A 24112-nucleotide genomic window follows, 5' to 3' on the forward strand; every position below is an offset into this window, starting at 1 on the left:
CCGGGGGCACGGGCGCGGGCCGGCACGGCTCGCCGAGCGGACGGCGCCGGGTGACCATGGACGTACGCACGGGATCTGGCCGGAGGCCGGGCATCACCGGGAGGAACCATGGCCCACTCCCCCACGGACACCCACGCCGCCCCCGAGGTACTGGTCACGGGCGCGGGGCCGGTCGGCCTGAGCGCCGCGGCCGAGCTGCGCCGCAGAGGCGTGCGCTGCCGGATCGTCGACCGGCTGCCCGCGCGTCTGCCGTACGCCAAGGCGGTCGGGATCCAGCCGCGGACCCTCGAACTCTGGGACCGGATGGGGCTGGTCAGGGACGTCCTGGAGACCGCGGTGCCGCTGCGCGGCCAGCTGCTCTACGTGGACGGCCGGGAGCAGGGCCGGATCGAGCTGTCGCTGCCGCCGGAGGTGCCGTACGGCTTCGCCGCGCTGCCCCAGTACGAGACCGAGCGCCTCCTGGAGGAGTACGTCGCCGGTCTCGGCACCGTCGTCGAGCGGGGCACCGAGCTGCTGTCGTTCACGCAGGACGCGGACGGGGTCACCGCCCGGCTGCGGAACGCGTCGGGCGCCGAGGAGGAGCTGCGGGTCCGGTACCTGATCGGCTGCGACGGAGCGCACAGCACGGTCCGCAAGGCGCTGGGCCTCTCCTACGAGGGCGACGCGTTCCCGGAGGCGTACATGCTGGGCGACGTCGAGGCGGACTGGGACCTGCCGCACGGTTACGGCGTGCGCTCCAGCCGTCCCTCGCCCGACGGCGGTTCCGCCGACGTCCTGGTGTGCATTCCGCTGCCGGGCACGGGGCGCTACCGGATGTCGATGAAGGCGCCGGCCGCGCAGGGGGCCCCGGACCGTCCCGCGGACGGTGTCGCGCACGGTCTGGACGGCGGCGACGGCCCCGGGCTCGCCGACCTCCAGGCGGTGGTCGACCGGCTGGCACCCCGGCCCACGCGGCTCTCGGCGCTGCGCTGGTCCTCGGTCTTCCGCATCAGCCACCGCATCGTCGACCGGTACGGCGAGGGGCGGGTGTTCGTCGCGGGCGACGCGGCCCACATCCATCCGCCGACCGGCGCCCAGGGCATGAACACGGGGGTGCAGGACGCCTGCAACCTGGCCTGGAAGCTCGCCCTGGTGCTCCGCGGCGGGGCCGGGCCCGCACTCCTCGCCAGTTACGACGCCGAGCGCCGCCCGGTCGGCGAGGAGATCGTCGGGCGCACCGTCCGGCACGCCACCCAGGGGATGGAGTCCGGTCCCGGCGACCGGCGGACCCTGCTCCTGCGCGAGGCCCAGCTGCTGGTGGAGTACCGCGACGGGCCGCTCTCGGGCGCCCCGTACGGACCGGAGGAGGCGCCCCAGCCCGGCGACCGGGCCCCGGACTGCCCGGGTCTGACGACGGCGCTCGCCGCCCATCCGCTGCGGCTGCTCGACGTGTTGCGCGGCCGGACCGGCCATGTGGTGCTGCTGTACGGGGACGACCCGGTCCGACTGGCCGGGGCGGCGGACCTGGTGAGGGCCGCCGCCGGCGAGGTGGAGCCGCTCGCCGTGCTCGCCCGGGAGGCCCGACAGGACGAGGCCGCGCTTCCGTCGGAGGCGGGCCGGGGTCCGGCGGCGCCGCTGTACCGGGACGCCGCCGGGGAGTTCGCACGGCTCTACCTCCCCGGCGGCGCGGCCGGCTTCGTGGTCCGCCCGGACGGGCAGCTCGGCGCCCGGTTCCCGCTCCCGGACACCGGGGCCGCCCTGTCCGGCTACCTCAGCGGTCTGTCCGTCGACCCGGGGCTACGGGACCCAGTGGTTGCCGGAGACGGTGATCATGACCTGGAGCTGGATGCTCGCTGAGAAGTAGCTGCTCGTGTCGATCGGCGTGGCCAGCATCTTGTTCCACAGGGCGTCCAGCCATGCCTGGCTGCCGGAGTCGGTCATCGCCGCCACCGCGAACGGGGCGAAGAAGGCCGCCTCGCTGCCCGAGGAGATCTGGGTGCCGTTGAGCTTGTAGCCGATGGCGATCTTGTTGGGGTCGCCGCCGGTCTTCGACTTGATCCAGCCGTTGAGCTTCCGCGCCGCCGCGAGGGAGGTGGCGTCGCCGCTGGTCACCGCGTCGTCGGCGATGCGCCACGGCGTCCGGCAGGCGTTCCACCAGAAGGCGCCGTCGTTCGGGTCCTCCAGGACCTGGCCCGGGGCGGGCTTGGGCGTGGTGTTGGTGTCGACGACGAAGTCGGGCAGGAGACCCGTGCCGGAGGCGTAGGTGGACTGGAGCCGGGAGATCTGGGTCTGGTGCGCGGTGCGCACGGCGTCCCAGGTCGTGTCGCCCGAGGCCGTGCGGAAGGCGCGGAAGTGGTCGACCATCCAGTCCGAGGTGCGGGTGATGTAGTAGTACTGGTCGCCGGAGCTGCTCCAGTCGCCGAGCTTGAGGAGCTTGGTCGTCGGGTTGAGCTCGTCCTTCTTGATCGCGGCGATGTGCTTGAGCGCGAGGTCCTTGTAGTTGTAGGTGCCGGCGCTGCCCCACTGCTTGTCGGCGAGGAGCAGGCCGTAGGCCACGTCCATGTCGCCGTCGGTGGCGCCGTCACCGCCGTTGACGCTCTTGCAGGCGGTGTCCTGTTCGGCGGCGAGCAGGTTCGGGTTGACCGAGGAGGGGTGGTCGATCTTCCACTTGACCAGGCCGTCGAAGATCTTCTTCGCGTCCGGGTCGGCGCCGGCCATGGTCGCGGTCACGACCATGCCGTAGCCCTGGGCCTCGGCGACGTACGGGTGGTCCGCGTCGGGCGAGATGATCTGGTACCAGCCGTTGCCGCAGTTCTGCCGGACGAAGGCGGCCTTCCAGCGGTTGTAGTAGTCGACGACCTTCTGGTCGACGGTGCTCTGCGAGCCCGAGGGCTTCAGCGTGCCGGCGGTGTAGGGCTTGAGGTGGCTGCCGAAGGGCACCGCCGTGCCGCCTCCCCCGCCGCCGCCGCTGGGGGCGCCGTACACCTGGAACTCCCAGAGGGAGTAGCCGTACGCGGTGCCGCGCCCGGTCCCGTACATCCGGACGTATCGGCCGCTGCCGGAGACCGTCAGGTCGTCGGTCGCCCCGTCACCGGTGGTGGTCGAGTAGACGTCGGTCCAGGTCGTGCCGTCGGGCGAGGTCTGGATGCGGTACGTCTTGCCGTACGCGTCCTCCCAGTCGAGCTTCACCCGCGAGATCGTGTGGTTCGCTCCGAGGTCGATCCTGATCCACTGCGGGTCGACTCCTTCCGCGCTCGCCCAGCGGGTGGAGCCACTGCCGTCCACGGCGAGGGCGGGCCCGAACGCCGAGGTCTCGACGGACGAGGCCGTCACGGACTTTCCGGTGGACACCACGGCGTCGGCCGCCTGTGCGTGGTCGACGACCGTCAGGGGCAACGCCAGCAGACCCGCGAGTCCGAGCAGCGAGGCACTTCGTCTCCGCATGACAACTCCCTTTCTCTCTCTGGCCAATAGATAGGAAATATTCCTAACCATTGGCGGAGAGTAGAGAGCCCCGCAGCGCGGCGCAAGACCTCCGACATGACGCCCGGGTAACGGAGTTGGGTCGATCCGGAGGAGGAGCCACCGGCCGTCAGGGGACCAGGGCGGCCTCGTAGGCGAGGATGACCAGGTGGACCCGGTCGCGGGCGTCCAGCTTGGTGAAGAGGCGCGCCACGTGCGCCTTGACCGTCGCCGCGCTGATGTGGAGGCGCTCGGCGATCTCGCCGTTGGACAGGCCGCGCCCCACGAGGACGAGGACCTCGCGTTCGCGCGCGGTCACCTGGGAGAGCGACGCGGGCTCGCGCACCGGCCGCGCCCGCGGCTCCGGCCGGGCCGCGAACTCCGCGATGAGACGGCGGGTGACGCCCGGCGCGAGCAGGGCGTCGCCGGCGGCGACCACCCGGATCGCGGCGAGGATGTCGTCCACGGCCATGTCCTTGACCAGGAAGCCGCTCGCCCCGGAGCGCAGCGCGCCGTACACGTACGCGTCGTCGTCGAAGGTCGTCAGGACCAGGACCCGGGGCGCGTCGGGCGCCGCCGTGACGATCCGGGTCGCCTCGATGCCGTCCATGCCGGGCATCCTGACGTCCATCAGGACGACGTCCGGGCGGAGTTCCGCCGCCTGCCCGACCGCCTCGTCGCCCGTGCCCGCCTCGCCGACGACCACGAGGTCGGGACTGTCGGCCATCAGGACCCTCAGACCGGCCCTGACCAGCGGCTGGTCGTCGACGAGGAGGACGCGGATCTGCGGGCTCACGGGGCGGGGGTTCCTTCCGGGCGGGCGGTGGGGAGCGGCAGCAGCGCGGTGACGTGGAAGCCTCCGCCGGGGCGCGGGCCGGCGGAGAAGCGCCCGCCGAGGAGCGCGGTCCGCTCCCGCATCCCGACGATGCCGTAGCCGCCGCCGGCGCCCCCCGGGCCGCCGTCGGCGGAGCCGGCCGGCCGCGCCGGACCGTCGTCGGCGATCTCCACGACCAGGGCGTCCCCGGTCCGCTCCACGGTCACCCGGCAGTCGGGCGCGGCGGCGTGGCGGACGACGTTGGTCAGCGACTCCTGCACGATGCGGTACGCGGCAAGGTCGACCTCCGGCGGCAGCGGGCGCCCCGGGTCGCCGAGGTGACGCACCTCCACACGGACGCCCGCGTCCGCCGTCGACGCGGCGAGCCGGTCGAGGTCGGCGAGGCCCGGAGCGGGTGCGCGGGGCGCCTCGCCGGGCACCGGGGAGTCCTCGGCCGGGGTCCGCAGCGCGCCGAGGGTGCGGCGGAGGCCCGAGAGGGTCTCCCGGCTGACCGACTCGATGACGGCGAGGGCCTTGCGGGCCTCTGCGGGCTGGGTCTCGATGACCCGGTGGCCGACACCGGCCTGGATGGCGACGACCCCGATGCTGTGCGCGATCACGTCGTGCAGCTCACGGGCTATCCGCAGCCGTTCGGCGGCCACCGCCTCCGCCGCCGCCGCGGCTTTCAACTGGTCCGCGTGACCGCGCCGTTCTCGTACCGACCGGCCGAGAAGCAGCGCCGTGAGCAGGGCGAGCGCGAGGGCCACGCTCGTGCTGACGAACACGTCCTGCCCGGACGTGATGAAGGTGGTGGCCGTAATCTGCACGACGAGCGCGCCGAGTGCGACCGGCAGCAGGACCCGCGGCGGGCGCAGTGCGGCGATCCGGCCGACGACGGCGTCGGCGGCGAGCACCGGCAGGTACAGGAGCACGCTCTCGGGCCGGGTCGTCGCCGCCGCGAGCAGGCCGCCGAGCAGCAGCGCGAGGGCAGCGAGCGGGCGCCTCCGCGCCAGCGGCAGGGTCGCCCCCACGGCCACCGCCCCGAGCAGGAGGCGCAGTCGGGTGGAGTGGTACGGGCCCGTCCCCAGGGAGAGGAAGAGGACGAACGGGTGGGCGACGGCCGCGCACCAGGCGAGGACCGTCGCCACCCGCCCGCTCGGCGGGGCTTCGGTCGGGGTGGCGGTCATGATCCCGATCGTAGGCGCGGGCCTCCGCCCGGACATCGGCCCCGGGGCGTACGCCCACGGGCCTGCCTCCCGCCCCGCTCGCGGCGGTGGGGCCGGCCCTGTGCGCGGCGCGGTCCACCGCCGTGCCGTCCGGGGCCGGTCCGTGGGCGGGACCGGTCAGCCGGCGGGGGCCGGGGCGGCGGCGGGACCGGTGGCGTCGAGGAAGCGGGCCCGGACGCGGTTCAGGGTGCGGAAGTCGTCGATGGTGACCTCCTGGAGGTCGATGGAGCTGCTGGACATGTCCTCGAGGAGGTCGATGAACTCCAGGAAGTCCATGGAGTCGATGAGCCGGGCCTCGATGAGGTCCTCGTCGGCGTCGATCGCGCCGTCGAGGCCCGGGTTCTTCTCGTGGAGCCAGTCGGTGATGCGTTCCATGGGGCGGGGTCGCTCCTGTTCCTCGGGGTGGGGGCTGGGTGGTGCGGCGGGGCTCCGGGGTCAGACCCGGGCGGCGTCGAGAACCCGGTCGAGGGCGCGCTCGGGGGTGCCGTGGGCGAGGATCACGGCGTGGACCCAGCGTTCGACGCCGAAGGCGACGCAGGCGCTGTAGGCGGGCCCGTGGGAGCCCGCGCGGATGTCCAGGCGCTCGCCGAAGAAGTTGCGGTGGCGGTTGACGGAGGCGATGGCCGTGCCGTCGGGGGCGCTGAACTCGTGCTTGACGGGGTCGAGGGCCATCAGCCGGGCCCGGGAGCCGCCCTTGTCGTAGAAGGGGTCGTCGGCGGTGGCCCGGGTGAGGTCGAGGCCGAGCCGGACGGCCAGTTCCCGGACGAACTCGGCACCGCTCTCCAGGTGTTCGACGGCGCCCTGCTGGGTGCCGAGGTAGAGGACCTCTCGCATGTGGAAGCCCCAGAGGCGGCGCAGCCCGTCGTAGTGGGTCTCGTTGCGGAAGCAGCGGCCGGCGGCGGAGAGCCGCAGCCCCTCGTCGCCGACGTCCCGGCCTTCGAGGGAGAGCAGCAGTCCGTAGCAGGTGGCGGAGGGCAGCAGGTAGCCGGTCGGCCGGAGCGGCAGGCCGCCGGGCTCCTCGCCGGCCGCGAGGCCGTCGAGCGTCTCGGGCGTGAACCGTCCTGCGGAGACGCCGAGATGAGGGAAGTTCCGGAAGAAGTCCAGCCGGGCGAGGCTCTCCACGGAGAGCAGCGGGGGGCCGGTCACCTCGGGGGCGGAGAGCCGGGCGGCCAGCCCGGTCAGCAGGCCGTCCAGGCCGTGCAGGAGGGCGGTGTGGACCGGGTCCAGCGTGATCAGGCCCGCACCGGGGTTCTTCAGGCCGCCGTCGGGCAAGGCCGTGGTGCCGGGTGTGCTCATGGAAACCGCTCCCTCTGGGCGTGGACGAACAGTCGAGGTCTTCGGCGGGTGTGCCGGCCGGCCGGTGGCGGCCGGCCGGGGGCTCCGCGCGCCGGGGTCCGCGGAGGCAGCCGAACGGCCTGTGCGCGAGGCGGCGTCGACCCGCGGCGCGCGGGACACAGGACGGCCGACGAGCCGTCAGATGACGGACCGCCCATGGGGACACTAGGCCAGCCGCTCGCGACTTGTCTAGACCAAAGTCAGCCCCTCGGAGGCCGGTCTGCGACCCCTCGACCAAGCACCTTCTCCGCGCGAAGGCGACACAACTCCGCATGTCGGAACCCGACTTGACAGAACAGATGGTCTACACCAATTCTGCTCAACGACATGGCTCCGCCGGCCCCGACCCCTGCCTCGGAGGGACCACATGACGACACCCGCAGCCGACCGCCGCCCGCGGCGCCCCTTCCTCCACCGGGCCGCCTCGGACCGTCCCTACTTCAGCGCCGACGGCGAGTCCTACCTGGCGCAGACGACCCTGCGGGAGCTCACCAAGTCACGCCCGCTGCGGGTCCTCTCCGAGGAGGACTTCGCCCACTGGCAGACGTACGGCTACGTCATCGTGCGGGAGGCCGTGCCCGCGGCGGTCGCCGGAAGGCTGCTCGACTTCACCTGGGACTTCCAGGGGCTCGACCCGCACCGCCCGGAGAGCTGGTACGAGGACCGGCCGTTCCGCTCGGACCTGGACCGCCAGCTCCACGTGTACGGCTTCGTGGAGGCGTACCACCACCAGCTCCTCTGGGACAACCGCCAGGCCCGCCGGGTGTACGACGCGTTCGTCGACGTCTGGGACTGCGAGGAGCTGTGGGTCACCCTGGACCGGCTCAACCTCAACCCGCCCAACGTCCGCAACCGCGACCGCGCCCTGATCGAGGCCCGCGACCGCGGCTTCGACATCGAGCTGCACTGGGACATCGACACCACGCTCGGCGTCCCGCCGCAGCGCGTGCAGGGCATCATCGCGCTCAACGACACCACGCCCGAGACGGGCGGCTTCCAGTGCGACCCCGAGCTCTTCCGGCGGTTCGAGGAGTGGAAGACCGGCAGCCCGGCCGACCGCGACCCGCTGCGGCCCGACGTCGACCGCGCCGAGTTCCCCGTCGTGCGGCCCGAACTCCGCCCCGGCGACCTGCTGATCTGGAACGGTCTGCTCGCCCACGGTGTGGCGCGCAACATCTCCTCGGACGGCGTGCGGGCGGTCCAGTACCTCTCGATGATGCCCGCGCTCGAAGAGCACGAGCGGCTGCGGAAGTCCCGCGTCGACTCCTGGCGTCACCTGCGCACCCCGCGCTGGAACCGCACCCTGGTCGGCGACCCCGTCCTGCACGAGTCCAAGCGGTACCCCACGGCCGAACTGACCCCGCTCGGCCGCCGTCTCCTCGGACTCACCTCCTGGCACGAGGCGGACGACCCGGCCGCCGACGACCACACCGGCGGGGCCACGGCCGCCGCCCCGGCCTCGGTCCCTCCCGTACCGGCGGCCTCCGCACCGGCCGTCACCGGCTCTCCCGCGACCGCGACCGCGACCGCGACCCAGAGCGGGGAGCCGGCGTGCGCCGTGTCTGTCTGACGCTCCCCACCCACCGCTCCTGCCCCGAGACGATCGCCGCGGTCGCCGAGGAGGCCGCCTACGGCGCGCGGCACTTCGGCGTCGAGGTGCGGCTCCTGATCCTGGACTCCTCCGACGCGCCGGTGCTGGCCCGGCACCGCGAGGCGGTGCGGGCGCTGCCGGCGGCGCCGGGCGTGGTCGTCCACCACCTCGACGAGGACGCGCAGCGCGCCTTCCTCCGGGACGTGATCGCCCGGTCCGGCCTCGCCGAGCCCGAGCGGATCCTCGGCCTGCTGCTGCCGGACCGCGTCTCCTACGGCGCCTGCACCGACCGCGCGTTCCTGGTCGCGGAGGCGCTCGGATGCGCCTCGGTCCACCGGCGGGACTCCGACAGCCGCTACCAGTCCAAGGACGGCGAGCCCGTCTTCCCCTTCCACCACGAGCTGACCTCCCTCGGCCGCCCGGCCGTCGAGGCGGCGGGCCTCGTGACCCGGAGCAGGCTGGACCCGGCCTGCGCGGACCGGCCCGTGGCCATGGTGGGCGCGTCGTTCGTCGGCGAGATGTCGGTGGACGTCGAGGAGATCCGCCGACTCGACCCCGCCGTCTACCACGACGTCATCGGCCTGTCGGTGCCCGACGGCTATCCGGAGATCTGGCGCCGGAACCTGATCGAGGAGTCCTTCCGCGGCGCCGGGACCGCCGCCTTCTCCGTCGACGTGTCCACCCTGACGGACGTCAACCCGATGCGCGTGGACATGTGCAACATCGGCCTCGACCGCGCCGTCTACGGCCGGGTGCCGCTGCCGCCCGCCACCGACACCATCGGGACCGACTACTTCCTCCTCCACCTGGTCCACGACGCCCGCCTGCCCGGCGTGCTCCACAACCGGCACATCGTCAACTTCCACACCGGAGAGCGTCGTTCCGACGGCGGCTTCCTCGCCTACCAGCTGCGGTTCGCGAAGTTCCTGCTGGCCTCGGCGTACCTCAACACCGTGTACGCCCGGATGGCGGAGGCCGGCGAGACGCTGCTCGACGACCGGGGGCACGTCCGCGCCGGCGCCGTCGCCGCCCTCGTCCGGGAGAGCACCCTGCTGGACCCGGCGGAGATCGCCGCGCGTCTCGACGTGCTCGACCGCTCCTACCGCACGCTGGGCGGCCGCTACGCGGAGACGGCGGACGTCCTCGCCTCCCGCGCCGGCCGCCTCCTCGACGAAGCGCGGCGGGACATGGAGGAGTTCGCCCTCCTGATCGACGCCTGGGAACCCCTGATCCGCTCCGCCCCATCCGCGAAAGGCCCCGCATGACCCGCCGCCCCCGGCCCCTCCCCGGCCCCCGGACGACCCCGCCCGCCCCGTGCCGGTGACCGCGGACGGGCCGACGCGCCCGCACGACACCCGCACGGTCACCGTCGCGTACTCCGGCGGCGAGCCGCGCCGCGGCCCCGTCACGATGGGGCAGGCCAACATGATCCGGTGCGTGCTGCGCGACGAACCCGTGCAGATCAACATCCATGACGTGTGGCCGGTACCGGCGGGAACCCGTACCGGCGCGGCGATCGACGCCCTGCGCACCCTGGCCGTCCGGCACGAGGGCCTGCGCACGACCTTTCCCGACGCCCCGGGCGGCGCCGTCCCCCGCGAACAGGTCGTGGCGGCCGAGGGCGCGTTCACCGTCACCGTGCTCGACCACGACGCGCTCCCGACCGAACCGGCCGCGTACGCCGACGCGCTGGCCCGCGCGGCCCGCGTCGACCGCTTCCGGCTCGACCGGGACTTCCCGCTCAGGATCTCCCTCGTCACCGTGGCCGGGGCCCCGGCGTACGTCGCCCTGGCGGCGAGCCACGCCGTGACCGACGTGAGCGCGCTCTCCGTGCTCCGCGAGGAGTGGCTCGCACTGCTCGCCGGCGAACGACTGCCCGACGTCACGGCGTTGACACCGCTCGGCCTGGCCGCGGAGGAGGCGACACCGGCGGGACTCCGCAAGTCCCGGGCCGCGCTGGACCACTGGGAGCGGATCGTCCGCACCGGGCCCCAGGCCATGTTCGCGGAGCCGGGCGCCGCGGGCGCGGAGGTACGGGTGCCGTGCCTGACGCTCCGTTCGCGGCGCGGCGCCCGCGCGCTGGCCCGGGTGGCGGAGCGGACCGGCGGACTGCCGGCCACGGTGCTGCTGACCGCCTGGTGCGCGCTCGTCGCGCACCGCGCCGGTCAGACCGCCTGCGTCACGGCCGTGCCGACCTCCAACCGGTTCCTGCCGCGGCTGGCCCGCTCGGTGAACACCCTGTCGCAGGACGCGCTGCTCTGCCTCGACGTGCGGGCCGCGACCTTCGACGCGCTGCTCGGCAAGGCGTGGGGCGCCGCGCTCAACGCCTACCGGCACAGCCGGTTCGACGCGGTCGCGCTCTGGGACATGATCGGGCGGACCACCTTCGAGCGCGGCAGCCGCTTCACCCGCGACGTCGTCTTCAACGACGTGAGCACGCTCCCCGCCGGAGCCCCGACGGCCTCCGCGGAGCCGGACGGGCCGGACCTGGAGCTGGAGTGGGGCCCGGACCAGGTGCTGCCGACCCGGCTGCTCGCCTTCGTCCACCAGGCCGACCCCCTGCTCCACCTGTCGCTGTGGGCGGACCCGGGGCTGTTCCCCCGTACCGCCGCCGAGGACTTCCTCACCGGTCTCGTACGGCTCCTGGAGGCTGCGGCCGAGGAGGACGTGCCGCTCGACCGGCTCACCGGGGTCACGGGCGTCCGGCCGGTCGAACGGGGCGCGGAGTGGCACCTCGTGGACGGCTCCTGGGTGTCCCCGTCCGCCGTGGCGGACGCCCTGAGCCGGGCCCTCGGCGGTGTGCCCGTCCACGTCTCCCTCGACGCGCCGCCGCCGGGCGAGGCTCCGGCCGAGGACGGCGGCGGGCCGGTCCTGACCGCGTTCGTCGCCTCGGGCGGAGCGCCGATCACACCGGAGCGGGCCCACGCGGCGCTGATGGACACCCTGCCCGGCCGTCCCGGAGTGCTGGCCCCCCGCCGGTACGTGATCGTCCGGGACCCGCCGGAGGACACCGACGCAGGCAGCGCGTGGCTGCGGCGACACATACTCACGGAAGGGTCCGGTCGCGACCGGCAGATGTGACATGACGATGGATGACGTGACCGTCCGGCCGGCGCCGGACGCCCTTCCCAGCCCGTGGCGCTCCTCGCGCTTCCGGCTCTTCTTCACCGCCCGCGGCACGTCGCTCCTCGCCGACGGCATGCTGATGGTCTCGATCACGACGAGCGTGCTCGCCGCGGGGTACGGCGCCAGCGGCGTGGGATACGCGCTGGCCGCCTGGATGACCCCGATCGTGCTCCTCATCCTGTTCGGGGGCGCGCTGGCCGACAAGTTCACCCCGCGGGTGATGATGGTCGGCGCGGACGCGGTGCGGATGGCGGCCATGCTCACGCTCGCCGCCCTGCTCGGCGGCGGTGAGGTGCGCCTCTGGCACGTGATGGCGCTGATGGCGGTCAGCGGCGCCGCGACGGCCATGTTCCAGCCCGGTCTGGCCGCCCTGGTCCCCCAGGTCGCCGAGGACATCCAGCGGGCCAACGCGCTGCTGCGGATCGCCGAGGCGATCTGCACGCTCCTCGGCCCCGGCCTCGCCGGCCTCCTCGCCGCCTACTGGAGCACGGCCGGGTCCTTCCTCGTGATCGCGGCGGCCTACGCGCTCAGCGCGCTCGGCCTGCTGTCCCTGCGGGGACTGCGGACCGGCGGGGACGACGGCGACGACAGCGACGACCCGCTGCTGCGGAGACTGGCGACGGGTTGGCACGAGTTCCGGTCCCGTTCCTGGCTGTGGGGCGTCATCGTCGTCTGGGCCGTGTACGGGCTGTTCGTCTTCGGTCCGTCGCTGCCGCTCGGCGCGGCCCTGCTCACCGAGCAGCACGGCGCGAGCGGATACGGGTGGATCGCCTCCGCCGACGGCGCCGGCACGATCGTGGGCGGCCTGCTCGGCATGCGGGTCCGGCCCGGCCGCCCGCTGGTCGCGGGGGCCTGCGCCATGTTCTTCTTCACGCTCAACCCGCTGGCCCCGGCGCTCGGCTGGTCCTTCACCGTCACGGCGCTCACCGGCGCCGTCGCCGGCTGCGGCTTCGCCTTCTGGGGCGTCATGTGGGCGACCAGCGTGCAGTCCCACATCCCGCTGGCCGTCCTGAGCCGGGTGTCCGCCTACGACATCGCCGGCTCCATCATGGTGATCCCGCTCGGCCGCGTCCTGGCCGGCCCCGCGGCCGACGCCTACGGGGCCGACCGCGTCCTGCTCTTCTCCTCCGTCATGGGGCTCGTCTGCATCGGCGTGATGCTCGCCGTGCCCGCCGTCCGCCGCCTGGGCCGGGCCCCGGAGGCGAAGGCCGCCGATCCGGTCCCCTAGGGCCGGTCGTGCCGGGCTCGGGGGAGACGGCCCGGCCCCGGGGCGTCAGGCGTCCTGGATCCGCCGGAAGGGACGGTCGGCCTCCAGGGTGAAGGCGACGTCGAGCAGGGTGCGTTCGCTGCCCGGGCGGCCCGAGAACAGGACGCCGACGGGCAGCCCCTCCTCGGTCGCGGCGGGGGCGGGCACCGAGATCGACGGCGTGCCGACGATGTTGTCGAGCGGGGTGAACGCCACGTACCGCAGGATCCGCTCGACGAGCTCGGGGTAGGGCACCTCGGGGCTGAGGTGCCCGATCGGCGGCGGCGTGTGGGCGAGCACCGGCGAGAGCAGGACGTCGAATCCGCGGAAGGCCGCCGCGTACGCCACCTTGGTCTGCCTCAGTCGGCGCAGCACCCCAGGGGTCTGGCGCCAGTTGCGGACGTACGCCTCGTGCAGTCCGCGGCTGAGGCCGTCCATGCGCCGTCGGTCGAAGTCCCGGCCGAGGGTGCGGCCGGTGGTCCCGATGAGGAACGAGAGCAGCCCCCAGTAGGTGAGGAAGTCGTCGGTGAAGCGGGGGTCGATGACCGGCTCGACCGGCGCCACGCTGTGGCCGAGGCGCTCCAGCGTCGCCGCCGTGTCGGTGACGGCCGCCCGGGTGGCGTCGTCCGCGCGGACGCCGTTCGGCGAGTCGAGGAGGAAGCCGACGCGCAGGCGGCGCCCCGACGGGCCCTCCACGCGGCCGACCGGCGGCAGCTTGGGGTTGCGGCGGTAGTTCTCGGCGGCGGCGAGGAAGGCGGCGGTGTCGCGCACGGAGCGGCTGACGACGCCGTCGGCGACGATGTCGAGCGGGAGTCGGGCGCTCTGCGCGTTGGCGACGACCCGGCCCCGGGTCGGCTTGAGGCCGACGAGTCCGCAGCAGGCGGCGGGGATCCGGATCGAGCCGCCGCCGTCGTTGGCGTGGGCGATCGGGACGGCGCCGGCGGCGACGAGCGCGGCACTGCCGCCCGAGGAGCCGCCGGCCGAGTGGTCCGTGTGCCACGGGTTGCGCACCGGCTCGGCACCCTCGTACTCCGTGCTCGGGCTGAAACCGAACTCGGGGAGCCGGGTCTTGCCGAGGACGGTGACGCCGGTGCTCAGGAACTGCCGGGCGAACGGCGCGTGCCGCCGGGCGGCCCGGGGGGTGAAGGCGGCGCTGCCGTGGCCGGTGGGCAGCCCCTGGTAGTCGGTGTTGTCCTTGACGAAGGTCGGGACGCCGGCGAAGGCCCCGTCCGCGCCGGCGGCGGGCACCGGGTCGGCGACGTGGGCCTGCACGGCGTGGAGCCGTCCCTCGACGTCCCGTACGCGCTCCGCGGCGTCCCGCGCGACCTCGGCCGCGCTCACCTCTTGGCGCCGGATCGCCGCCGCGAGCCCGACGGCGTCGTGCTCCCCCAGGGCGTCGTCCCGGAACGCGTGCACCCTGGTCATCTGCTCGAAAGACGTCACAGCTACCTCAGCCCCCGGCCGTTTGGATGGTTGCCCGCCATCATTCCGTACCGATGAGTAACACGCGAGGGGTCGGTGCCTGACGCGGCCTCGGGAAGAGGGACCCGGGGCTCGCGGGGGCGTCAGGGGGCCGTGCGCACCGGGAAGCTGAACGGATGGCCGTGCTGCTTGAGCCACGGCAGCACCTGCCGCAGGGCCGCGACGGTCTGGCCGCGGTCGCCGCCGCCGTCGTGGAAGAGGATCGTCGGCCCGTTGGACAGCTGGTTCTTGACCGTGTGGACGATGGAGGCCGTGCCGGGCTTCTCGAAGTCCTTGGTGTCGACGTTCCAGCCGAGCGGGCGCATTCCCGCCGCGGCGGCGATCCGCCGGCTGGCCGGGGTGAACGCGCCTCCGGGCGCCCGGTAGTACTCGACCTTCGCTCCCCCGGCCGCGTCCTCGATCATCTGCTTGGCGTCCAGGATCTGCCGCCGCTGGTACGCCACGGACTTCCTGTCCATCGAGGTGTCGTGGGTCATGGTGTGGTCGCACAGCCGGTGGCCTTCGGCGACGACCCTCTTCACCAGGCCGGGGTGCTGCCGGGCCTGAGGCCCGATCATGCAGAAGACGGCCTTGACGTCGTGCTGCCGCAGGATGTCGAGCATCTGGGGGGTCCAGCGCGGGTCGGGCCCGTCGTCGATGGTGATGTTCACGGCCCTGCCGCCCGCCTCGGCGGCGTGCGCGATCCCCTCGGGCACCCGCTGCGCGGGGACCCTGGCGGGCTTCTGCGCCTGCTCGGTCGGCGTGCGCTCCCCCGGCGCCGCGTCCGTCCTCGCGGCGGTCTCGCCGTTCGTCAGCGCGGCGGCGGCCCAGACCGCCAGGCTGATCCCGACCGCCGAGGCCGCCACGGCTATGTGCGTCCTGTACGTGTTCTGCCCCATGAAGACCGCTCACTCCCCGTGCGCTCTCGACCGACTCCCAGGTGAGAGGACGGTACAAGCACGGCGAAGGTTTCACGGCGGCCCGACCGTTCGGGCGGACCGGGGCGCCTTCCGGCTCCGCTCCCGCCAGGGCCGGGCTCCGGCGCGTGGGCCGGCTCGCGTACGGTGAGGCATCTCACGCGTTCGTGCTGAAAGGGTGTCGGATCGATGGTCGGCGACGACTGGACCAGCGCCGGGCCGGCCGTACCGCCGACCGCCCGGCTGGAGTTGCGTCCCCTGCGGGTGGAGCACGCCGACGAGATGGCGGTCGTGCTCGGCGACCCTCGGCTGCACGCCTTCATCGGCGGGGAGCCCGACGACGCGGAGCGGCTCCGCGCGCGCTACCGGCGGATGACGGCCGGCTCGCCGCGCCCGGACGAGGTGTGGCTGAACTGGGTGGTCCGGCTGCGGGACGAGGACCGCCTGGTCGGCACGGTGCAGGCGACGGTCGTCGGACGGACCGCCGAGATCGCCTGGGTCGTCGGCGTCCCCTGGCAGGGCCGCGGCATCGCCCGCGAGGCGGTCGGGGCGCTCGTCGACCGGCTCTCCGCCGGCCCGGTCGACACCCTGGTCGCCCACATCCATCCCGACCACATCGCCTCGGCGGCCGTCGCCCGCTCCGCCGGGCTCTCCCCCACCGACCGGTGGCACGACGGCGAGATCCGCTGGGAACTCCGGCTCGCCCCCTGACCCAGGCCGTACGCGACAGAGGCCGGCGCCCGCGCCGGGGCGATCTCACCGCTTTCCGGACACGCCCTAGGCTGGTGGGGGTGGAGTCCGTCGAGGACCGCCTGGCGCCGACCCGCCTGCTCCGGCAGGTGCTCGGCCACCGTGAACCGGAAGAGAGCTGAACGACCATGACGCTTCGTGAGGGCCGTCGCGTACGACTGGCGGCCGACGTCCGGCTGACCGGTTCCCTCACCGTGGCCGGCGCCGGGGACCCCGACGCCGGGGCGGAGGGCGTCGCCGGCTTCCTGTCCCTGGCCTCCGGTACCGAGGGCACCGTCGAGCGGGTCGACGAGCACGCCAGGGAGCAGAGCCACGGGGTGCGCGAGTACCTGCGGCTCAAGTCGCTCCTCGACGACTTCGGCTCCCAGATGCCGCCCGGCAGCAGGGGGCAGCTGGAGGAGCAGGTCGGCTCCCTGGAGGCCGAGTGGACCGCCTACCAGGAGCGGTCGGTGCGTGTGACGGTCCGCGTGCGCCTCGACAACGGCTTCGTCCTCGACGAGGTGCACGAGGAGCTGTTCACGGCGGCCTCCGCCTGACGGAAGCACCCACCGTCGTCCCGCTCGCACGCCGCGGCTCGTCCGGCGGCCGGCGCGGGGCCGGGTCCACGGCCCCGCGCCGGCTCCTCCGCCTCAGCCCAGCCGGACCCGGACGCGCTGGGGAGCACCGGCGAGCCCGGTGAGGTCGCCGAAGGCGAGCTTCAGTGCGGAGCCGGTCGTCGCGGAGGTGACGGTGGCGGGCTTGGACAGGACGGCGCGGACGCGCCGGTTCCAGGTGACCTCCAGGGAGGTCGCGCGCCGGGAGGGGTCGGAGACCACGACGGTCGCCGTCCCGTCCCGGTGCTCGCGGACGAGGACGGAGGCGGGGGCGTCGGCGGACAGCTGCCCGGCGGAGCCGGCGCTCCAGAAGTTGACCGCGGTCAGGCCGAGCCGGGGCACGCGCACGCCCTGCCGGGCACCGGTGTTGGCGAGGATCCGCAGCCATCCCCGGTCCGCGGAGCGCTGGGCGGTGGTCCGTGCGCTCGCGCCGGGGAGCAGGACGTACGCGTAGTCCGCGTCCACCGGGTCGGCGCCGTGGTCGGTGAAGAGGGTGAGGTAGCGGCGGGTGAGGGGGGTGGTGGGGCCTCCGGTGTTGATGTCGCGCCAGGCGCCGGTGCGTTCCTCGCGTACGGTGCCGAGCCGCATCCCCTGGGGGAAGACGTAGCCGGCGTGGCCCGCGATGTGCGCCCAGCGGGCGTCCTCGAAGGTCCGTCGCACGCCCTGGCCGTCCGGCTGCGTCCGGCCGTCCACGGTGAGCGCCGGCGTGCCGGCGGTGCCGAGGGCACGGTTGTCCACGGTCGTCTCGACCGCGTACCCGTCGGTGGAGGTGATGCCCGCGCCGAGGCAGACAACCGCGTCGTCGAGCCAGAACCACGACTTCCTGGCGTTCATCGTCGAGGACAGGCCGATCAGGTGCTGCCCGGTGGCACCGAACTCGCCGTCGGTGGTGCCCCCGACCCACGCGGCGGCCGGCATGGGCTGGCCCCAGTTGCCGCCCTCGCCGTCGGCCAGGGGCTTGCGGGAGGCGGTGATGCCGGGCAGGCGGTACGGGTCGACGGTCGGCCAGTACGCGTCCGCGTACTGCTCCAGGCCGAAGTCGTCGCCCCACCAGGAGAGCCAGCCGGCGCCGGTGTGGTAGCCGCGGGCGTGCTCGCCGTTGCCGTACTCGTAGTGGGCGATGCGCTCCGAGGCCATCGACACCGACGCGCACCAGCCCCGGCGGCGGTGGGTGGCCCGGTCCATGTGGTGGAACAGCCGGTGCCGCACCGGCTCGGCGGCCGGCTTCACCGAGTCGTCGTCGAGGACGGACTGGAGCAGGGCGGCCCGGACCAGACTCAGCTTCGGGTTCTTCAGGGGCGGGAAGTACACGTCGCGGAGCATCCAGCCCTTGACCATGGCGCGCCAGCGGGCGTTCTCCTCCGGGCTCGCGCCCTGGCCGACGAGCACGATGGTGGCCAGCAGCGCGTGCGCCCGCGTGTGGTCGGAGGTCCCCGCCCTGCTGATGCCCCGTGAGGAGACGTTGTCCATGATCAGGCCGTTGTGGACGAACGGTGCGATGGCGTTCTCCACCGTGTCCAGGAAGAGCTGCGCGTCCGGGGAGTCCACCGGCCACCGCGAGGTGCGCAGCAGGGCCATGAGCCGTCCGACGCCGTCGTGGAGCACGGAGCCGTAGCCGCCGATGTACGGGACGTTGCGGTGCTGGACGAAGGACCCGTCGGCGTAGAAGCCGTCGCCGCCGGTCACGTAGGGGAAGACCGGGTCGAGGGCGTCGACCGCGCGGGCGAGCCGGTCGGCGTTCTCGCCGACGACGGAGCGCAGGATCACGCTGCGGCACAGGTCGACGCGGTTCGCCCCGGTGGAGGTGCCGGTGTAGGAGTCGAAGACGGAGTCCGGCACGAAGTGGTCGACGGCGCGGCAGTACGCGGCGATCCGCTCGGCCGGCAGGTGCTCGTGGACCAGCACGCAGATGTCCATCAGCGTCTGAGGCCCGCCGATCTGCCAGTTCCACCAGTTGCCGTAGCGGGTCGTGTGCTCGTTGTAGACCCGGGCGTACAGGTGGTCCAGGCCGGTGAGGACCGCCGCCAGCACGGCCGGGTCGCCGGTCAGGCCCGTGCCGGGCTGCGCCCACGCCTGGGCGAGGGTGCTCAGCCGGTTGTAGCTCTCGTTCATCATGGCCGAGAAGGCGTACGACTCGGCGTCGGTGTCCGGTTCGGGGTCGCGCCACACGGCGTCGGGCCACAGCGAGCCGTCGGTCGGCGCCATGGCGGCCAGATGCCCGCGGGCGCTCGCGCCGAGGTCCGCGAGGAGGGTCCGGAACGGCTCGGCCGTGGGGCTGAACCCGGTGCCCAGGACGAGGTCGCGCCAGGTCGCGCGCAGGGCGGCGAACTCCTGCGCGTCCGCGGTCCCCGCGGTCCCCGCGGCGGCCCGGGCCGCCGGGACACCGGTGAGTCCGAGGGTCAGCGCGGTGCCTCCGGACGCCTGGAGGAAGGTGCGGCGGCGGAGCGGTGCGGCCATGGGGAACCAGCCTTTGCGGAGGGGAGTCAGGGGGCGATGCCTGGACGGCAGCCTCCGCAAGCGCTTTCTCCCCGTCAAGGGACGGCGGCGGATCGGGCAGTTTTCGGTCAGCGCGAGGTCGACGACGGGGCGCGTCGGGGGGACGTCTTCCCAGGGACGGCCCCGGCCGGCGCGCGGCCGTCGGCCCGGCCGCGGGCGCCGCACGAGTCCCGGACCACCAGGCGCGGCAGCCACTCGACGGCGGAGTGGGGCGCGTCCGGCTCCTCCAGGCGCCGCACCAGCAGGCGGACCGCCTCCTCGCCGACCTCGAAGGTCGCGGGACTGACCGATGTCAGGGGCACGTCGGCGAGCGCCGCCATCTCGTCGTTGTGGCAGACGAGCGCGAAGTCCTCCGGCACGCGCACCCCGCGGGCGGTCAGCCACTGCAGGAGGTTCAGGGCGTCGATGTCGGTGTGCACGAGCCCGGCCCGCACCTCCCCCGCCTCGACGAGCGCCGACAGCCGCTCCCTCCCGACGTCGTCGGGGTGCCCCCACGGCCCGGCCGCCGCGGGCGACAGGTCGTCCTCGGGAAGGCCGAGGGCCCGGACCGCGGAGAGGTACCCGGCGCGCACCGCGGGCCGCGTGTGGGTGTGCCGGGCGAGCAGCGCGACCCTGCGGTGCCCCAGCTCCGCAAGGTGCCGCACGGCGAGGGCCGCCCCACCGGCGTGGTCCGACACGACCCGGTCCAGGTGGGCGCCGGGGACGCCGACGGGGATGCGCCGCTCGACGAGGACGGCGGGCACCGCGGGCTCGGCGAAGCGCGCGGCCTCCTCCGCCGTGGGTCCCCCGACGGTCCAGCTGGGCGCGAGGAGCAGGCCGTCGACCCCGGCGTCGAGCAGGGTGGCGACGTGCTGCAGGTCCCGGTCGGCCGAGTAGTCCGTGATGCCGACGAGCAGCCGCGCGCCCGCGTCGGCCGCCGCCTGCCGCGCGCCCTGGATGACCGCCCGGAAGTAGTAGTCGGACACCGGCACCACCATCCCGAGCACCGGTCCGCCCGACGCGCGGGGCGCACTCCGCCGGGCGATCCTGGCGTCGCGCGCGTTCAGCGGCGCGGTCGGCCACGTGACGCTGCCGTGCACCCGCCGGACGCGCCCGACGTCCGCCAGCGCGGCCACGTCCCGCCGGGCGGTCTCCACGGACACCCCGAGCTCCGCCGCGAGTTCACCGATCCGCACGCTCTCCCGCTCGCGCACCACCCGCAGGATCCGGCGGTGCCGCCGCTCCACGCTCTCCCGCATCGGCGCCGCCCCTTCGCTCCGGTCGATGGCGCGCGCAGCGTAGCCCACCGCCCGACCGGAGGTGACCGGCAACCGACAGATCGGGCACGGAGCGCCCCGTTCCGGCGTCCGCCGACGACGCGGCGCCGGCTCCACCGGCACCGGACCCGGCGCGCACGGCGGGGGGACCCGCCCCGGCCGCTCCGCCCACCAGCGGGACTCCAGCCGGTCCGGAACCGCGTGCCGGAGGATACGGAACCGGCGACCTTGGCAGGGGGTGCACACTTGTTTACCCTGAGAGGGGTGAACGGATGTGCACCCCTCGCCCTCCCCGGCACCCGCACAGGCTCTGGAGCACGATGAAGCCCGCGACACCCGCACCCGGTACGACGCCCGACCAGCCCCGAGCGCGGTTCGTCGTCCCCGTCCTGGCCTTCTGCGGCGTGGTCGTCGCGGTCATGCAGACGCTCGTCGTGCCGCTGCTGCCGCACGTGCCCGAACTGACGGGTGCGAGCACGGGCGCCGCGGGGTGGCTCGTGACGGTCACCCTGCTCACCGGGGCGGTGTTCACCCCGGTACTCGGCCGGGTCGGCGACATGTACGGCAAGCGTCGGGTCCTGCTGGCCTCGCTCGGCGTGCTCACCCTCGGTTCGGTGCTCTGCGCGGTCAGCTCGGACATCGGCGTGCTGATCGCCGGCCGGGCCCTCCAGGGCGCGGCCCTCGCGGTGATCCCGCTGGGCATCAGCATCATCCGTGACGAGCTGCCCGCCGAACGCGTCCTGCCGTCCATCGCGCTCATGAGTTCCACGCTCGGCATCGGCGCGGCAGTCGGGCTGCCCCTGGCGGCCGTCGTGACGGAGAACTTCGACTGGCACACCATGTTCTGGGCATCCGCCGCGCTCGGCCTGATCGACCTGGCGCTCGTGCTGTGGATCGTGCCGGAGTCGGCCGTCCGCTCGCCCGGACGCTTCGACGTACCGGGCACGCTGGGTCTGGCCGGGGTGCTGGTCGGCGTGCTCCTCGCGATCACGCAGGGCTCGGGCTGGGGCTGGACCTCGCCGCCGACGCTCGGCGTGCTCGGCGCCTCGGTGCTCCTCGCCCTGCTCTGGGGCCGGTACGAGCTGCGCACCTCGTCCCCGATCGTGGACCTGAGGGTCTCCGCCCGGCCCGCGGTGCTGCTCACCAACGTCGCCGCGCTGCTCATCGGCTTCGCGTTCTACGCGAACTCCCTGGTCACCGCACAGCTCGTACAGGAGCCCACGAGCACCGGCTACGGGCTGGGCGCGTCGATCGTCGTCAGCGGCCTCTGTCTGCTGCCCGGCGGACTCGCCATGGTGGCCCTGTCCCCGGTCTCGGCGCGGATCTCCGCCGCGTACGGGCCCCGCACCGCGCTCGGGCTCGCGGCCGTCGTCATGGCCCTCGGCTACGTGGTGCGCTTCTTCACCAGCCACAGCCTCTGGCTGATCGTCGCCGGCGCCACCGTGGTCGCCTGCGGCACCGCCATCGCCTACTCCGCGCTGCCCGCCCTCGTCATGCGGGCCGTGCCGGTCAGCGAGACCGCCTCGGCCAACGGCCTCAACACGCTGATGCGTTCGGTCGGCCAGGCCGGCTGCAGCGCCGTGGTCACCGCCGTGCTGGCCCACCTCACCTTCGTGACGGCAGGCCGCACCGCGCCGACGCTCCACGCCTATCTGCTGATCTTCCTGATCGCCGCCGGAGCGGCCCTCGCCGCCCTCGCCGCCACGCTCCTCCTGCCCTCCGACCGCCCGGGCCGGGACGCCCCGCGCGGCGGCGGCCGGGCGGGCGGTACGGTCACGGTGTCACCGCCCACCAGTGCCGCCCGAGGGAACGCATGAGCACCGCCGACGAACCCACCGCCCCGGCGACGGACGGAGCGGACCGCTCCGGCGCCCCCGACGGACGCCGGGGTTCGGCGGATCCCGCCGCGGACGCGGGGGAAGCGGGCCCCGGGACCGGGCGCGAGGCCATCATCCGCGCCGCACGGAGGGCGTTCACGCTCAAGCCCTACGCAGAGGTCACCCTGCGCGGCATCGCCGCGGCCGCCGGCGTGAGCCCGTCCCTGATCGTCAAGCGGTTCGGCAGCAAGGAGGTCCTGTTCAACACGGTCGTCGACTTCCGGCCGGCCGCCGCCGAACTCTTCGCCGCCCCGCTTCCCGACCTCGGCCGACACCTCGTCCTGACCATGGTCGACCTCCGCGACCGGCTCCGCGGCGACCCGCTCCTCCGCGTCGTCTTCTCCCTCGGCATCGAGGACGAACGCACCCTGTTGCGCGCCCGCTTCCGCGAGCAGATCACCGACCGCCTCACCGGCCTCCTCACCGGACCCGACGCCCGCCTGCGCGCCGAACTCGTCGCCGGCCAGCTCCTCGGCCTGGGCGCCACCCTCAGTCTCCACCGCCCCGACGGCGCCACCGCCGACACGACCCCCGCGCGGCTCGCGGAGCTCTACGCCCCCGGCATCCAGCACCTCGTCGACGGGGGCTGAACGACCGCGTCGGGGCCGCCCCGCACGGCGCTCCCCGGGTGTCACCGGCCCCGCTCGCCGACCCGAGCCCCCGCGGCACCGGTCGCGCCGCCGGAGCCTCCCTCCCCGTCCGTACCGGTACCGTCGCGGCTCTCCGCGACGAGCCGCTCCAGGTCGATCGTCAACGACGCCAGCCACGACACGGTCGCGTAGTACGCGCGCGGTGCGCCCGGCGGCTCGGCGGCCAGGGCCGCGGAGGCGGTGGGAGCGTGGAGCGGTACCGGCGTCTCCGCGGTGTCCCCGGTCGGGTCCATGCGGGCTGAGGTCAGCAGCATGCCCGCCGCGACGCGGTCGCCCGAGCGGACGAGCGCCTCCGAGGCTTCCGGGCCCAGCGGCGGGACGACGACCGGCTCGGCCGGGACGAGGAGCCGGTCGGCGCCCCACAGGGTGTGGTGTCCGGCGATCAGGGCGGCCTGCCAGTCCGGGTGGTGGGCCGGCGGCGGCCCGGGCCCCCGGGGCTCGCTCTGGTACTGGGCGTACGCCGACTCGGCCATGACCAGGGCGTGCTGCAGGCCGCGGTGCCCCGGCGCCGTGACCACCGGCACGCGCCGCCCGCCCGCCGCGATCTGCGCCGTCGTGGCCACCACGCTCTCCGCGACGACGCGGAGCAGCACCGCGACCGACCGCCGCAGCTCGTCGTGGGCGCCCCGCGGCCAGGCCAGCAGGCCGAAGACGGCGCCGATCGCGCTGCCGGTCAGCACGTCGAGCAGCCGGAACTCGGCAAGCTGCCAGGTGGCCGGTGCCAGCTGTGCGAAGACCAGCGCGACCACCACGGTGAACAGGGCCTGCGCCCAGCCGACGCCCTTCACCGGGCCCAGGGTGAAGGTGACGAGCATCAGCGGCGGCAGCGCCACCGCGTAGACCTCGATGTCGGTGCCGACGAAGGCCAGCAGGGCCGCCGCGACCAGCGCGCCGACGAGGGTGCCGGTCAGGGCCCTGCGTTCCGTCGCCCTCGTCTCGCGCACCGTCGTCCGGGTCAGTGTCAGGGTCGCGAGCAGGACCCAGAAGCCGTGCGGGAGCGTGTCGATGCCCGCGATCAGCCGTGCGGCCGCCAGGGCCAGACTGATGCGTACGGCGTTCTGGAAGAAGACCGACCGGCCGCCGGCGTGGCCCGACAGCCGCCGCCACCACAGCCGGGGCGCCCGCTGCCGCGCGTACCAGAACCGGCCCGGCGCCGGCGGGTCGGCCGCCCGGCCCCGTACGGCGATGTCGGCCGCGGTGGACATGGCGAGGGCCGCGTCCGCCACCTCCAGCAGCGCCGCGCTGCGGCGCAGCGCGGCGGGAGCGCCGTCCTCGGTGGCCGCCAGCGTCCGGCGCGCCTCCTGCAGGCGGGCGTGCGCCCGCCCGTCGGGCG

General features: G+C 74.5%; 19 protein-coding genes. 9 read left to right on the plus strand and 10 right to left on the minus strand.

The annotated features are described in order from the left end of the window. Positions 1-108: 108 nt before the first annotated feature. A complete protein-coding gene (locus AB0424_RS26535) occupies positions 109-1836 on the plus strand; it encodes an FAD-dependent monooxygenase (RefSeq protein ID WP_366309053.1) in 1728 nt (575 codons plus the stop codon). Here the strand turns inward: AB0424_RS26535 and AB0424_RS26540 are convergent. From AB0424_RS26540 to AB0424_RS26560, 5 genes are all read right to left on the minus strand, one after another. Continuing rightward, positions 1777-3423 carry a glycosyl hydrolase family 8 gene (locus AB0424_RS26540; protein WP_366309054.1) on the minus strand — a complete coding sequence of 549 codons (1647 nt, stop codon included), beginning with the start codon at positions 3421-3423 and terminating at the stop codon, positions 1777-1779. The genes AB0424_RS26535 and AB0424_RS26540 overlap by 60 nt on opposite strands. Positions 3424-3571: 148 nt before the next feature. Then, positions 3572-4237 carry a response regulator transcription factor gene (locus AB0424_RS26545; protein WP_366309055.1) on the minus strand — a complete coding sequence of 222 codons (666 nt, stop codon included), beginning with the start codon at positions 4235-4237 and terminating at the stop codon, positions 3572-3574. Next, complete coding sequence (locus AB0424_RS26550; RefSeq protein ID WP_366309056.1) at positions 4234-5442, minus strand: histidine kinase; 1209 nt, start codon at positions 5440-5442, stop codon at positions 4234-4236. The genes AB0424_RS26545 and AB0424_RS26550 overlap by 4 nt, the downstream gene beginning before the upstream one ends. 156 nt (positions 5443-5598) lie before the next feature. Next, positions 5599-5856, minus strand: coding sequence for an acyl carrier protein (locus AB0424_RS26555; RefSeq protein WP_366309057.1), 258 nt, complete (start codon positions 5854-5856; stop codon positions 5599-5601). Between the two features lie 60 nt (positions 5857-5916). Then, the gene (locus tag AB0424_RS26560) at positions 5917-6777 is read right to left on the minus strand and encodes a hypothetical protein (RefSeq protein ID WP_366309058.1); all 861 of its coding nucleotides are present in this window, start codon (positions 6775-6777) and stop codon (positions 5917-5919) included. Between the two features lie 406 nt (positions 6778-7183). On the opposite strand from AB0424_RS26560, the gene AB0424_RS26565 reads away from it, so the two are divergent. From AB0424_RS26565 to AB0424_RS26580, 4 genes are read left to right on the plus strand one after another with little or no spacing between them, the layout of a single operon-like run. Further along, a complete protein-coding gene (locus AB0424_RS26565; protein WP_366309059.1) occupies positions 7184-8386 on the plus strand; it encodes a phytanoyl-CoA dioxygenase family protein in 1203 nt (400 codons plus the stop codon). Continuing rightward, positions 8368-9672, plus strand: a complete 1305-nt coding sequence (locus AB0424_RS26570) for a DUF6271 family protein (protein WP_366309060.1) — start codon at positions 8368-8370, stop codon at positions 9670-9672. The genes AB0424_RS26565 and AB0424_RS26570 overlap by 19 nt, the downstream gene beginning before the upstream one ends. Positions 9673-9721: 49 nt before the next feature. Next, positions 9722-11488 carry a condensation domain-containing protein gene (locus AB0424_RS26575; RefSeq protein ID WP_366309061.1) on the plus strand — a complete coding sequence of 589 codons (1767 nt, stop codon included), beginning with the start codon at positions 9722-9724 and terminating at the stop codon, positions 11486-11488. Position 11489: 1 nt separating this feature from the next. Further along, positions 11490-12761, plus strand: a complete 1272-nt coding sequence (locus tag AB0424_RS26580; protein ID WP_366309062.1) for an MFS transporter — start codon at positions 11490-11492, stop codon at positions 12759-12761. A 45-nt stretch (positions 12762-12806) separates the two neighbouring features. Here AB0424_RS26580 and AB0424_RS26585 read toward each other — a convergent pair whose 3' ends face one another. Together AB0424_RS26585 and AB0424_RS26590 are read right to left on the minus strand one after the other, a co-directional pair. Continuing rightward, positions 12807-14222: an amidase gene (locus AB0424_RS26585; RefSeq protein WP_366309063.1), complete on the minus strand. Its 1416-nt coding sequence runs from the start codon at positions 14220-14222 to the stop codon at positions 12807-12809. A gap of 122 nt (positions 14223-14344) precedes the next feature. Continuing rightward, positions 14345-15139, minus strand: coding sequence for a polysaccharide deacetylase family protein (locus tag AB0424_RS26590; protein WP_366309064.1), 795 nt, complete (start codon positions 15137-15139; stop codon positions 14345-14347). A 207-nt stretch (positions 15140-15346) separates the two neighbouring features. Between AB0424_RS26590 and AB0424_RS26595 the strand changes: the two genes are divergently transcribed. Both AB0424_RS26595 and AB0424_RS26600 read left to right on the plus strand, forming a co-directional pair. Then, positions 15347-15868 (plus strand): GNAT family N-acetyltransferase, encoded by a 522-nt coding sequence (locus AB0424_RS26595; protein WP_366309065.1) that lies wholly within the window; start codon positions 15347-15349, stop codon positions 15866-15868. A gap of 167 nt (positions 15869-16035) precedes the next feature. Continuing rightward, positions 16036-16443, plus strand: a complete 408-nt coding sequence (locus AB0424_RS26600) for a hypothetical protein (protein ID WP_366309066.1) — start codon at positions 16036-16038, stop codon at positions 16441-16443. 93 nt (positions 16444-16536) lie between these two features. On the opposite strand, the gene AB0424_RS26605 is transcribed toward AB0424_RS26600, so the two are convergent. Together AB0424_RS26605 and AB0424_RS26610 are read right to left on the minus strand one after the other, a co-directional pair. Beyond that, positions 16537-18957, minus strand: coding sequence for a polysaccharide lyase 8 family protein (locus AB0424_RS26605; RefSeq protein ID WP_366309067.1), 2421 nt, complete (start codon positions 18955-18957; stop codon positions 16537-16539). 107 nt (positions 18958-19064) lie between these two features. Then, on the minus strand, positions 19065-20234 hold the full coding sequence (locus AB0424_RS26610) for a LacI family DNA-binding transcriptional regulator (RefSeq protein ID WP_366309068.1): 1170 nt from the start codon (positions 20232-20234) through the stop codon (positions 19065-19067). 338 nt (positions 20235-20572) lie between these two features. Here AB0424_RS26610 and AB0424_RS26615 point away from each other — a divergent pair, with 338 nt between their 5' ends. Together AB0424_RS26615 and AB0424_RS26620 are read left to right on the plus strand one after the other, a co-directional pair. Beyond that, a complete protein-coding gene (locus AB0424_RS26615; protein WP_366309069.1) occupies positions 20573-22069 on the plus strand; it encodes an MFS transporter in 1497 nt (498 codons plus the stop codon). After that, the gene (locus tag AB0424_RS26620) at positions 22066-22719 is read left to right on the plus strand and encodes a TetR family transcriptional regulator (RefSeq protein WP_366309070.1); all 654 of its coding nucleotides are present in this window, start codon (positions 22066-22068) and stop codon (positions 22717-22719) included. The genes AB0424_RS26615 and AB0424_RS26620 overlap by 4 nt, the downstream gene beginning before the upstream one ends. A 41-nt stretch (positions 22720-22760) precedes the next feature. On the opposite strand, the gene AB0424_RS26625 is transcribed toward AB0424_RS26620, so the two are convergent. Next, the coding region (locus tag AB0424_RS26625; RefSeq protein WP_366309071.1) for an FUSC family protein at positions 22761-24112 on the minus strand (1352 nt) is incomplete at its 5' end.

It is taken from the genome of Streptomyces sp. NPDC051180 (genome assembly GCF_040689545.1).
GTDB lineage: Bacteria > Actinomycetota > Actinomycetes > Streptomycetales > Streptomycetaceae > Streptomyces.